The organism is Aliirhizobium wenxiniae (assembly GCF_019511445.1).
GTDB classification, from domain to species: Bacteria; Pseudomonadota; Alphaproteobacteria; order Rhizobiales; family Rhizobiaceae; genus Neorhizobium; species Neorhizobium wenxiniae_A.
Genome location: NZ_JAEUAN010000014.1, coordinates 36111 through 47514 on the forward strand (window position 1 = coordinate 36111; position 11404 = coordinate 47514).

An 11404-nucleotide genomic window follows, 5' to 3' on the forward strand; every position below is an offset into this window, starting at 1 on the left:
ACCGATGGGCGAAATCAAACTCACCGACGTCAAGAAATCGTTTGGCGCACTCGCGGTCCTGAAAGACATCGACCTGCATATTAAGGATGGCGAATTCGTTGTGTTCGTCGGCCCGTCCGGCTGCGGAAAATCGACGCTTCTGCGCACTATTGCCGGGCTTGAAAAAGTAACGGGCGGCGAAATCCAGATCGATGGCAAGCGCGTTAACGAGGTGACGGCGGCCGATCGCGGGCTTGCCATGGTGTTCCAGTCCTATGCGCTCTATCCCCACATGAGCGTGCGCCAGAACCTCGCTTTTGGGTTGGAAAATTCCAGCATGCCGAAAGCGGAAATCACCGAGCGCATCATTGAGGCGGCGCGGATGCTTGAGATCGAGGCCTATATGGACCGTCGTCCGGGCCAGCTCTCCGGCGGTCAGCGGCAGCGAGTCGCCATCGGCCGCGCCATCGTGCGCCGCCCGACGGCCTTCCTGCTGGATGAGCCGCTGTCCAACCTCGATGCGGAATTGCGTGTTTCGACGCGAGCAGAACTGGCGGCGCTGCATGCGCGGCTGGGGTCGACGATGATCTATGTTACCCACGATCAGGTGGAGGCGATGACGCTTGCACATCGCATCGTCGTCATGCGCGCGGGAAAAATCGAGCAGGTGGGGACGCCGCTGGAGCTTTATAATGAGCCGGCCAACCGGTTCGTGGCGGGTTTTATCGGCGCGCCGCACATGAACTTTTTGAAGGCCGATGTGCTGGCCGTGTCCGCCGGTTCGGCGACCTTGTCGTTCGCCGGTGGTCATCGCGCCGAGCTAAAAATCGGGCATGCGAAACTGCATGTCGGCGACAAGGTGACGGTCGGCGTTCGGCCGCAGCATCTGGTCGTCAGCAATGATCCGCAGCATCCGACGGCAAAACTCTATCTGGTCGAGGCGCTGGGATCGGAAACCGTCGTGCATGGCGAGATCGGCGGGGAAAAGCTGCTGGCGGTCCTGCCGGGCCAGCAGAAGCTGAATGCCGGCGATACCGTGCATTTCGACCTGTCGAAACCGGTTCTGCATGTCTTCGACGACAATGGCCACCGCCTGTTCACCCATCCGGGAAGCAGTGAATAAAACTAGCGGCGTTCGCCCGTCCCCAGTGGCGTGGCGGGCGTCTCTTTCGGTACACGGCCATAGGCATGCGGCAGTGAGCAGGTCTTTAAGTGCGGCAAGACCTTTTTGCCAAAATGCTCGGCCTCGTCGAGATGCGGGTAGCCGGAAAAGATGAAGGCGCGAATGCCCATATTCCGATAGGCCTCGATTTCCGACAGGACCTGATCGGTGGAGCCGACGATGGCGGCGCCGCAGCCGGAACGGGCGCGGCCGATACCGGTCCACAAATGTCGTTCGACATAACCGAACTGGTCAGCCAGTTCGCGGGCGCGCGCCTGATGCGACACGCCGAGCGAGATGCTGTCATGTGCCCGTTCGCGGATCAGCTTGCCGTATTCGTCATCGAGTTTGGACACAAGATAGTTCGCATATTCGCGCGCTTCCTGCTCGGTGTCGCGCACGATCATGTGCACGCGCAGACCGTAATCGAGCACGCGTCCATGCGCTTCGGCGCGCGCATGCACGGCGCGCATGCGTTCCGCCAGCTGTTCCTTCGGCTCCGGCCACATCAGGTAGACGTCGCACTGTGCCCCGCAAAGCTCCAGCGCATCAGGTGAATAACCGCCGAAATAGAGAAGCGGCCCGCCATTCTGCTGATAGGGGCGGGCGGGTTCGGTGGAGACGTTTTTGAACTGGTAGATCTCGCCATCGTGGTCGATCGCGTCGCGCGTCCAGGCCTGTCGCAGGATCTCAACCACCTCATGGCTGCGGCGATACCGATAGGCGCTGTCGGCCACTTCGCCCGGAAAATCCGAACTGATGACATTGAGCGTAAGGCGACCTTTCAGCATGTGGTCGAGCGTGGCGACGGTGCGCGCCAGCATGATTGGCTGCATCTCGCCGCAACGGATCGCTGCCAGCATGTTGATGTTTTGCGTGATCGGCGCGCAGGCGGCGACAAAACTCAGCGTGTCCTGACCGACCTGATAGGACGAGGGGCAGAGGATGTTGCGAAAGCCAAGCACCTCCGCCTTTTTCACGATCTCAAAACAGTGTTCAAAGCTGGAGCGCAGGGTGCCATCCGGCACGCCGAGAAAGGCGTAATCATCCGAGCACAGCGCGGAAAACCACGAAATTTCCGATGCATCGAGATCGGCGGATCGGACGGGCACAACGGTCATCGGAATTCTCCTCCCCGAGATCGATTGCCTGTTGCGTAACATTGCGATTGATGTAAATCAATAGTGTATCAATTTGGCTGCGCGCGACGGGAGGGGGCATGCAGCAGACATCCGGCAGCCTGCCAATCTGGCTGCAGATCACCGAACTTCTGATCCGTGACATCGCCAGCGGCCGGCTGATCGACGGTGAAAAGCTGCCGCCGGAACGGGAGATGTCGGAACGGATCGGCATCGCCACCGGCACCTTGCGCAAGGCGCTGGCGGAACTGCAATCGCGAGGCATGCTGGTGCGGGTGCAGGGCTCTGGCAATTACGTGCGCGCCGTCAGCGATCCGAAAAGTATTTACGCGATGTTCCGGCTGGAATTGCTGGAGAGCGGCGGCCTGCCGACTGCTGATATCCTGGATGTGCGGCGTTTGCCAAAACCCGCCGATCTGCCGGCATTCGGTTCGTCAAGAGAGGCGCACCGCATCCGCCGTATCCGCAAACTGTCCGGCAAGGTGGCGGCGCTGGAAGAGGTCTGGCTCGACGGTGATTATGTCGAAACCATTGCCGCGGAAGACCTGTCGGAGTCGCTTTACCTCTATTATCGCGAGGCTCTCGGTCTCTGGATCGTGCAGGCGGAGGATCGGATCGGTCTTGATACGGTGCCGGACTGGGCACCGGAAAATTTTGGCCGTCGGGCGGGAGACCCGGCGGTGCAGGTGCTCCGCATCAGCGAGGCGCAGGACGGAAAACGGGCGGAGGTTTCGCGGACATGGATCGACCATTCGGTCGCTCGCTATGTGTCGCGGCTGAAATAATCGGGAGGAGAGATGGCAGTGCGTTATGGCGTGATCGGCTGCGGCATGATGGGGCAGGAGCATTTGCGCAATCTGGCGCTGCTACCGGATGCGGAGGTGGTAGCGATTTTCGAGCCGGATCCGGGAATGAGAGCGCGCGCCGCCGAGCTTGCTCCAAACGCGCGTTTGGTCGGATCGGTCAAGGAGCTTCTGGCCGTCGAGGCGTTGGATTGCCTGCTGATCGCCAGTCCCAACCATTTCCATCTCGGTCAACTGGAGGAAATCGCGGCGATCCGGCCGCTGCCGGTTCTGGTGGAAAAACCGCTGTTCACCAGCTCCGGTGACATGGCCCGCATCGAGACCTTGCGTGAAAACTACCCGGCGCCGATCTGGGTGGCGATGGAATATCGTTACATGCCGCCGGTGGCGCGGCTGATCGCGGAGGCTGAAGCCGCAACCAGCGGCATTCGCATGCTGACCATTCGCGAGCATCGTTTTCCGTTTCTGAAGAAGGTGGGCGACTGGAACCGGTTCAATGAACGCACTGGCGGCACGATGGTGGAAAAATGCTGCCATTTCTTCGATCTGATGCGGCTGATCCTGAAATCCGATCCGGTGCGCATCATGGCATCCGGTGGGCAGGCAGTTAACCATGCCGACGAGCGGTATGACGGTCTGCGGCCAGATATCTGGGACCATGGGTACGCGATCGTCGATTTTGCCTCCGGTGCCCGGGCGATGCTGGAACTGTGCATGTTCGCTGAAGGATCGCGCTATCAGGAGGAGATTTCGGCCATCGGGCCGAACGGCAAGATCGAATGCAAGGTGCCGGGGCCGGGGCGTTTCTGGCCGCAGCATCTCGGGAGCCCGCCGGTTGCCAAAGTGATCGTCTCGCCGCGCGAACCGCAGGGTCCGCGTGCGATCGACATTCCAGTCGATCCGACACTTCTGGACGCCGGTGACCATAACGGATCGACCTATTACCAGCATCAGCGTTTTCTTCGCGCGGTAAGAGGGGAGGGTCCCGTAGAGGTGACGGTGGACGATGGGCGATGGGCCGTGGCGATGGGGTTAGCGGCACAAAAAGCCGCTATGACTGGTCAGGTCGTGGAGTTTTGATCTGAAGCACAGATTCATGCGAGATGAATAACCCGAGTTGTATAGACACCCTCGGGTAACATTTTCGGATGCTTAGCCACTTTGGCGAATGGGTCAATAGTTCGAGTCCTATCAAGAGCAAAGGCAAAAGGCCGCTCGGCAATGGCGTCGGTCTGAGTTGTGACCTGTGTTCCGCTGTGGATTTGCGATATGACTAGACCGTGCACCGGACAACCAAGCCGTCCCTTTGGCGCGCGTACCAGTTGATCCAGCACCGGCGCAACTTTCATCTCCTCCGCGACGATGCGCAGGAGTGCCCCGAAATCCTTATGGTTATGCAGGAAATCAGTTGGCATGCGCATCCGCTACGAGAGCGTTGAAGAATTTGCGGGTGCGCACCATGCCGTTGTAGTGGCCCCCTAAATCCCCGGACACGATCTCCCACTTGTTAAGTGTTAGGAGTAATGTGCCCATTATGACCAGTCACATATCTAAGATAGAAGTGCTGTCCGGCCCTGAGCGCCGCCGTCGCTGGTCGACAGCGGAGAAGCTCGCGATAGTCCAGGAGACCTACGAGCCTGACGTCACGGTCAGCATCGTTGCGCGACGGCATGGCATTCAGCCGAACCAGTTGTTCGCCTGGCGCAAATTAGCGACACAAGGTGCGCTGACGGCGACGGCATCGCAGGAAGAGGTCGTCCCGGCATCCGAATACAGGGCACTTCAGAACCAGGTGAAAGAGCTTCAGCGCCTCCTCGGCAAAAAGACGATGGAAGGCGAAATCCTCAAAGAAGCGCTTGAGATAGCATCAGGGTCAAAAAAACACCTGTTGCGCTCGCTCTCGCTGCCGAAGGACGGTTCGCGATGACGGCGGTGTGCGAGACCTTGGGTGTCGCCCGATCCAACATCGCGGAACGTGTGAAGCAACGTCCTTCCAAAACCCGAGGGCGGCCGCCGCTCGCCGATCAGGAACTGGTGGATGAGATCAAGACGATCATCGACGACATGCCGACCTACGGGTATCGCCGGGTTCACGCGATCCTGCGCCGTAAAGCCCGCAACGAAAACCGCCTATGGCCGAATGCCAAGCGCGTCTACCGCGTGATGAAGGTTCACGGCATGCTCCTTCAGCGCCACACCGGTGCAATCGATACCCGCCGTCACGATGGTCGCGTGGCTGTGGAGCAATCGAACCTGCGATGGTGTTCAGATGGCTTCGAAATCGGCTGTGACAACAAGGAGAAGGTGCGCGTTGCCTTTGCTCTCGATTGCTGTGATCGCGAGGCCATCGCCCATGTCGCGACCACCGAGGGCATCAAGAGCGAGGACGTCCAGGACCTTGTCATCACGGCTGTTGAGAACCGCTTCGGTCTCGTCAACACCCTTCCAAAGCCAATCGAATGGTTGACGGACAACGGCTCCTGCTTCATTGCAAAAGACACTAGGTCGCTGCTCATGGATATCGGGATGGAGCCGTGTTCAACACCCGTCCGAAGCCCCCAGTCCAACGGAATGGCCGAAGCCTTCGTAAAAACCTTCAAGCGCGATTATGTTTCGGTCAACCCATTGCCGGACGCCATAACCGTCATCGCGCAACTGCCTTCATGGTTCGAACACTACAATGCCCTTCACCCACACAAGGCATTGGGGTATCGCTCGCCTCGTGAGTTCTTAAACCGCCAAACCGAAACCTGATCCTGTCCGGTTTTTAAGGGGCAACTCCAGCCGTAATCCTTGGCGGCACGGGCGAGGGCACCGTGATTGCCCTGCAGGGCACGTTCTTTCACGCGCGCCAGCACCTGATCGCGGTCCTCGGCTAGCTGGTCGAGATTGTTGACCAGGTCGACCAGTAGGAATTCTTTGGTCAGGGTTTTGGGGAAGGCTGGCTTTTTGCGGAACTCGAACTCTCGGCCGCCCAGCATGAAGTTGCCGTGGCGCTTATGGTTATAGACGATGGTCTTGTTATAGAGCTGCGTCGCGCCGACACCCAAACTGTTATAGGCATTGGGCGAGGTGACGAGGTAACGGTCATCCTTCAGTAAGGCCGACACGAGCGCGCCATCCTCGGCGGGGGCTTTGCCGAATGCGGTCTGCTTCGGCCGGTGATAGACGCCGGTCGATAGCTTGGTCAGGTATCCTTCTGCCAGCAGCTGCTGAAGATGCCGATCGACAGACGACGACCATTGGGCGAGATCCTCCCAATCTGCAACAGGATCGCCATCTGCCTGAGCGTCAGGTCAGACGCTTCGCCCCTCACCTCTTCCAGTGAAACGCGGTGTCACAGGCCAAGAAGGAAGCGCCAAAATGGGTCTTCTGGTCCGAGCTACGTTTTTGTCCTGCTCCATACTCTTGGTCGGCGGCGCATGTCTGCTTATGCCAAACCCGCCGAAGTGAGTTCGAAACGAACACACGTTCCGCTAGCCTAACCCTAATCAAGACGAACTTGTAAGCTTTTTACCAAGGCCTTCAAGTCGGAGCTATCTGTGTCTGTTGGCAAAAGAAGCGAGATAGCGGCCTGGCTGTTGAATGTGTTTGCTTTTTCGGCGGGAAAGGCGATCGTCTTTATCTCGCCACCGCCGCTATGTTTTCTCGTGCCGAAGACGTAGCCCTCCGTCTTCAGCATGGTGATTTCCTGCATGATCGTATCGACATCGACACCCCATTGCCCATAGCGTTCGGCATTGATCTCGATGATCCTGTCGCGGGCAGCTTCTTCCATCTGCGCCAGCACGCAGACGCCACCGAGGCCGACGCCGAGGGGGAGACGGCCTCCAACACCTTCAAACATGGCCTGCATGGGAAGGGTGCCCAATGCGAAATCCAGACAGACGGAATCGAGCCCCGAGCGCACCATGAGGTAGCTCGACAGTCCCGTCTCGGCGCTGATGCTGATCAGCGCCGGACGATAGAAGTTTACCATGTCATTGATGCTGTGCGACTTGTTTGCCAGCGCATAGATGCCAGGCCCCAAGCGATAGGCGCCGCGCCTTCCTGATTGCTCGACTAGGCCGAACTGGCTGAGCGCGACGAGCGCCCGGTGGACGGCGGATTTGGCATCGTCTAGTTGCGTCGCGAGATCGGACAGCGTCAGCCCCGGCGGATTGGCATCACCGAGCGCCATCAGGATCTCGGCCGCGCGCATGACGTTGCTCGACGATTTCTTTTCCGCGCTCAATTCCAACTCCTCCAAAGGCAATGTATCGGCCTGCACGGTCATCGACAGTGCAGGCCGATACGAGTTCAAGCTGTGAAACGTTTCCACCCGGCTTGTCAAATCCGGGTGAAATGCAACCGGGATGAGGTCAGCTGTAAAGCGAGGCTGCTTCGCCTGCGGTCATGCGTCCCTCACGCACATCACGTTCGACCTCGGTCTTTGCACGGCCAGCGGGGGCTCCGTAGCCACCGGCGCCGGGCGTGACGATTTCGAGAAGATCGCCGGCCTTGAGGTCGACAGAACCATCAACGAAAACGTCGCGGTTGCCGTTAAGCGAGAAGTAACCGCGTGCACCTTCGAGACCGCCATCGATGCCCCATGGGGCCGAGATCAGGCGCGAGCCCATGACCTGCACGCGGCAATCGGCCTGCGCCCGGTAGACACGGCGAAGACCCATGCCGCCGCGGAACGTGCCAGCACCGCCGGATCCATCCACCAGTTCATAGCGGAGAAGCGTGATCGGGTATTCGTTCTCCAGCGCTTCCACGGGAAGGTTGGAGGTGTTGGTCATATGAACGTGTACGCCGTCCAGACCATCCTTGTTGCAGCGGGCGCCGGAACCGCCGCCGATGGTTTCCAGATAGACCCACAGGCTCTTGTCGGGCCTTGTGCCGTTGAAGCTTGCGACGCCGACAGAGCCGTTGGAGGCGGCCGTTACCCGATGCGGGATCACCTGGGCAAAGGCGCCGTGGATCAGGTCTACGACACGCTGGCAGGCGGTAATGCGCCCGTCGACGGCCGCCGGGTGGCCGCAGCGCAGCAGGCTGCCTTCTTCCGCAGTCACATGGATCGGGCGGGCAAGGCCGGCATTCGGGAGGATCGTCGGATCGACGATCGACTTTACCGCATAGTAGACGGTGGCCAGAAGCGCGGTGTAGACGACGTTGAGGCCGGCGCGGACCTGCGGTGGGCTGACGAAATCGAGATGCATTTCATCACCCCGGACTTCGATCGTCACGCCGAATTCCAGTTCGCCGACAAGCGATTCACTGTCAAAACGATCCTTGAAGGAATAAGTGCCGTCGGGAATGGCGGCGATGCCGAGGCGCATCTTGCGCTCCGCATAGTTCATCAGCTCCGCACCTGCCGCCAAAACCGTGTCGAGACCGTATTTCTCGCAGAGTTCGTTGACGCGGGTGATGCCGAGGCGGTTTGCCGCCATCTGGGCGCGAAGGTCGGAAACGCGCTCATGCGGAACCTGGCAGTTGAGCAGGAAGAGGCGCTGGATATCCTCCTGCAATACGCCTTCCCTGTAGAGACGGACCGGCGGAATGCGCAGGCCTTCCTGATAGATATGCGCGTGGCCGCGATCGGCGAAGTCGGAATGATGGGCGGTGTTGATAGCCCAGGCCATAAGCCGGTTCTCAACGAAGATCGGCGACGCCATGACGATATCGGGCAGGTGGGTGCCACCGCCTTCATAGGCATCGTTGCCGATGAAGATGTCGCCGGGCTTGATGTTTTCCAGACCCGGCGTCTTCATCACATAGGGGATGAAGCCGATGAAGCTGCCGAGATGCATGGGGATGTGTTCGGCCTGGCAAAGCATCGCGCCATTGGCATCGAAGAGAGCCGTCGAGCAGTCGCGACGTTCCTTGATGTTGGTGGAATAGCTGGCGCGGACGAGCGCTTCGCCCATTTCCTCGACGGTCGAAGCAAATGCGCTGGCAATCACTTCAACGGTAATCGGGTTGATGGCCGTGGTTTGTTCCTGATTGACGTTCAGCATCACTTCGCCTCAAGCATGAGATTGAGATAGGCATCGACGGTCGCGGTCGTATCCATCGGCACAACGCTGGTGGTATCCATCTGGTCGATGATCGCGGGGCCATGGACGACATTGCCGGCCTTCAGCTTGGCGCGGTCATAAAGCGTCGCGGTGACGAAGCCACCGGCTTCCATCATCCAGACTTCGCGCGAGCCGGTGATCGCCGCAGATGAATCCGGGCCTTCGATTTCTGCCGGCTGGAACTGTGCCTTTTCGACAAGCCCGCTGGCGGCGAGGCGGAAGGTCACCATCTGTACCGGCTCGCCTTCGGCGATGAAGCCGTAAAGCTGGCGATGGGCGTTCAGGAAGGCTTCCTCGATCGCTGCAAAGGTTGCGGTCGTGACCGCGCCTGCCGGGACAGGGACGGAGATCTCGTAGTTCTGGCCGGCGTAACGAACGTCGACCGTGCGGGAGATCTGCTGTGCCTGCGGGGCAATGCCTTCGCTATCGAACCAGGCATAGGCCTTGGCTTCGAGGGCTGCGTAGATTTCACCGATCCCGTCAGCGCTTGCCTCGTCGAGGCGGGTCAGCTGGGTGGAGGAGAAATCGGTGCGCAGATCGGTCATCAGCAGGCCGAGCGCGCAAAGCACGCCGGGCGTGCGGGGAATGAGGATACGCTTCATGCCGAGTTCTTTGGCAAGCCGCGCGGCGTGAACCGGGCCGGCACCACCGAAGGCGACCATTGTGTATTCGCGCGGATCATGGCCGCGCTGGACGCTGATCACGCGGATGGCCTTGGCCATGTTGGCGGCGACGATATCGAGAATGCCGTTTGCCGTTTCCAGAACGCCCATGCCGAGCTTGTCGGCCAGCGTCTGGATGGCTGCTCGTGAAAGCTCCTGATCGATCTTCATGCGGCCGTTGAGCAGGTATTTCGGGTTCTGCGTCTGCAGAAGCACGTTGGCGTCCGTCACCGTCGGTTCCGGGTTGCCGAGACCGTAGCAGGAGGGTCCGGGATTAGCGCCAGCGCTGCGCGGGCCGACCTTGAGGAAGCCACCATTATCAACATAGGCGATCGAACCGCCGCCGGCGCCGACCGTGTGGATGTCGAGCATCGGCGCCTTGATCGGATAACCGTGCACGACGGATTCGTTGACGACCTGGCATTTGCCACCGGTCAAAAGCGCCACGTCGCTTGACGTGCCGCCCATGTCGAAAGTTATGAGGTTCTCGATGCCGGTCATGCGGCCGATCGCCTGTGCGGCAACCACGCCGGTGCTCGGGCCGGAAAGTACGGTGCGGACCGGAAGATCGGCTGCTGCATCAAAGCCGATGACGCCGCCGTTGGACTGGGTCAGCTGCGGGGCGACGGAAATGCCGAGGTTCTTCAGCTTGCCGCTGAGCGCATTAACATAGCCCTTCATTACCGGGCCGAGATAGGCATTGACGACCGTGGTCGACAGGCGCTCGAACTCGCGGAATTCCGGGGCTATTCTGTGTGACAGTGCGGAGAAGGCTTCCGGGAATTCTTCTTCGAGAATGCGGCCGGCGATCGCCTCGTGTTCGGAATTCAGGAAGCTGTAGAGGAAGCAGACGGCAACCGACTTGACGCCGGCCTTCTTCAGCTCGCGAACGGCAGCGCGGAATTCTTCCTCATCGAGCGAAGTCTCGGTTTCGCCATTCGACAGCACACGTTCCTTGACGCCGATGCGCAGATCACGGCTGACCAGCGTATCCGGCTTGTCGGCCTGGATGTCGTAAAGGTCAGGGCGCTTCTGGCGACCGATTTCGAGAAGATCGCGGAAACCGTCGGTGGTGATAAGGCCTGTTTCTACGCCGCGGCCTTGGATGAGCGCGTTGGTGGCGACAGTCGTGCCGTGGCCGAGGAAGGCAACGTCTGCGGCGGTGGTGCCGACTTCACGAATACCTTCTTCCACGCCTTGCGTGATGCCGCGGGACGGATCGTCCGGCGTGGAGGAGACTTTCCAGATCTTCACCTCGCCGGTGGTCTCTTCAAACAAACATACATCGGTAAACGTACCGCCGGAATCCACGCCAATGCGCCAGACCATGAAGTTCCCCTTCTTGTTTTGAGGCCGTGTTGCCCCGAGGTGCCTTCATGTAAGAACCGAAGAAAAAAACTGTCAACTAAATTCCAATAAATGGACCATGTAATATTCAGTGGACCGATTATAGGAATGATACAGAGATTTTTGATGATTGCTAGCTGTGAGTGAGATTTCTTATTCCTATAATCGGACCTGTGGCAATTATTTGGCCCTTTTATTGGAATTGAGCTTGACGATTTTCATTTCTGGTCCTTAGCTTGAGCCAACGGAA

General features: G+C 59.5%; 11 protein-coding genes. 4 read left to right on the forward strand and 7 right to left on the reverse strand.

The genetic code is table 11. The features are described 5' to 3' along the window. The first annotated feature begins 4 nt into the window (after window positions 1-4). On the forward strand, window positions 5-1102 hold the full coding sequence (locus JNB91_RS17500) for an ABC transporter ATP-binding protein (RefSeq protein WP_220326800.1): 1098 nt from the start codon (window positions 5-7) through the stop codon (window positions 1100-1102). Between the two features lie 2 nt (window positions 1103-1104). On the opposite strand, the gene JNB91_RS17505 is transcribed toward JNB91_RS17500, so the two are convergent. After that, window positions 1105-2262, reverse strand: coding sequence for an LLM class flavin-dependent oxidoreductase (locus JNB91_RS17505; protein WP_220326801.1), 1158 nt, complete (start codon window positions 2260-2262; stop codon window positions 1105-1107). A gap of 98 nt (window positions 2263-2360) precedes the next feature. On the opposite strand from JNB91_RS17505, the gene JNB91_RS17510 reads away from it, so the two are divergent. Together JNB91_RS17510 and JNB91_RS17515 are read left to right on the forward strand one after the other, a co-directional pair. Then, window positions 2361-3065: a GntR family transcriptional regulator gene (locus JNB91_RS17510; protein ID WP_220326802.1), complete on the forward strand. Its 705-nt coding sequence runs from the start codon at window positions 2361-2363 to the stop codon at window positions 3063-3065. 12 nt (window positions 3066-3077) lie between these two features. After that, a complete protein-coding gene (locus JNB91_RS17515) occupies window positions 3078-4163 on the forward strand; it encodes a Gfo/Idh/MocA family protein (protein ID WP_220326803.1) in 1086 nt (361 codons plus the stop codon). Window positions 4164-4177: 14 nt separating this feature from the next. Here JNB91_RS17515 and JNB91_RS17520 read toward each other — a convergent pair whose 3' ends face one another. Then, on the reverse strand, window positions 4178-4498 hold the full coding sequence (locus JNB91_RS17520; RefSeq protein ID WP_220326930.1) for a hypothetical protein: 321 nt from the start codon (window positions 4496-4498) through the stop codon (window positions 4178-4180). 119 nt (window positions 4499-4617) lie between these two features. Between JNB91_RS17520 and JNB91_RS17525 the strand changes: the two genes are divergently transcribed. Next, window positions 4618-5837 (forward strand): IS3 family transposase gene (locus JNB91_RS17525; protein WP_220326804.1). Its coding sequence is split into 2 segments (ribosomal slippage): window positions 4618-4957 and window positions 4957-5837, totalling 1221 coding nucleotides; the frame shifts between segments, so codons are not numbered across the junction. Here the strand turns inward: JNB91_RS17525 and JNB91_RS17530 are convergent. The 5 genes from JNB91_RS17530 to JNB91_RS17550 form a co-directional block, all read right to left on the reverse strand. After that, window positions 5771-6193, reverse strand: a complete 423-nt coding sequence (locus tag JNB91_RS17530) for a hypothetical protein (protein ID WP_223218237.1) — start codon at window positions 6191-6193, stop codon at window positions 5771-5773. The two genes, JNB91_RS17525 and JNB91_RS17530, sit on opposite strands and share 67 nt — an antisense overlap. 77 nt (window positions 6194-6270) lie before the next feature. Then, a complete protein-coding gene (locus tag JNB91_RS31185; RefSeq protein ID WP_262928013.1) occupies window positions 6271-6399 on the reverse strand; it encodes a hypothetical protein in 129 nt (42 codons plus the stop codon). A 171-nt stretch (window positions 6400-6570) separates the two neighbouring features. Further along, window positions 6571-7284, reverse strand: a complete 714-nt coding sequence (locus JNB91_RS17540; protein ID WP_220326805.1) for an IclR family transcriptional regulator — start codon at window positions 7282-7284, stop codon at window positions 6571-6573. A 160-nt stretch (window positions 7285-7444) separates the two neighbouring features. Then, the gene (locus JNB91_RS17545) at window positions 7445-9085 is read right to left on the reverse strand and encodes a hydantoinase B/oxoprolinase family protein (protein ID WP_220326806.1); all 1641 of its coding nucleotides are present in this window, start codon (window positions 9083-9085) and stop codon (window positions 7445-7447) included. Next, entirely contained in the window at window positions 9085-11136 is a 2052-nt protein-coding gene (locus JNB91_RS17550) for a hydantoinase/oxoprolinase family protein (protein ID WP_220326807.1), read from the reverse strand. The genes JNB91_RS17545 and JNB91_RS17550 overlap by 1 nt, the downstream gene beginning before the upstream one ends. Window positions 11137-11404 lie beyond the last annotated feature (268 nt).

Bases quoted from the DNA above. Each gene is read 5' to 3' on its own strand.
- JNB91_RS17500 (WP_220326800.1), top strand. From the start codon at position 5: ATGGGCGAAATCAAACTCACCGACGTCAAGAAATCGTTTGGCGCACTC.
- JNB91_RS17505 (WP_220326801.1), bottom strand. From the start codon at position 2,262: ATGACCGTTGTGCCCGTCCGATCCGCCGATCTCGATGCATCGGAAATT.
- JNB91_RS17510 (WP_220326802.1), top strand. From the start codon at position 2,361: ATGCAGCAGACATCCGGCAGCCTGCCAATCTGGCTGCAGATCACCGAA.
- JNB91_RS17515 (WP_220326803.1), top strand. From the start codon at position 3,078: ATGGCAGTGCGTTATGGCGTGATCGGCTGCGGCATGATGGGGCAGGAG.
- JNB91_RS17520 (WP_220326930.1), bottom strand. From the start codon at position 4,498: ATGCCAACTGATTTCCTGCATAACCATAAGGATTTCGGGGCACTCCTG.
- JNB91_RS17540 (WP_220326805.1), bottom strand. From the start codon at position 7,284: ATGCGCGCGGCCGAGATCCTGATGGCGCTCGGTGATGCCAATCCGCCG.
- JNB91_RS17545 (WP_220326806.1), bottom strand. From the start codon at position 9,085: ATGCTGAACGTCAATCAGGAACAAACCACGGCCATCAACCCGATTACC.
- JNB91_RS17550 (WP_220326807.1), bottom strand. From the start codon at position 11,136: ATGGTCTGGCGCATTGGCGTGGATTCCGGCGGTACGTTTACCGATGTA.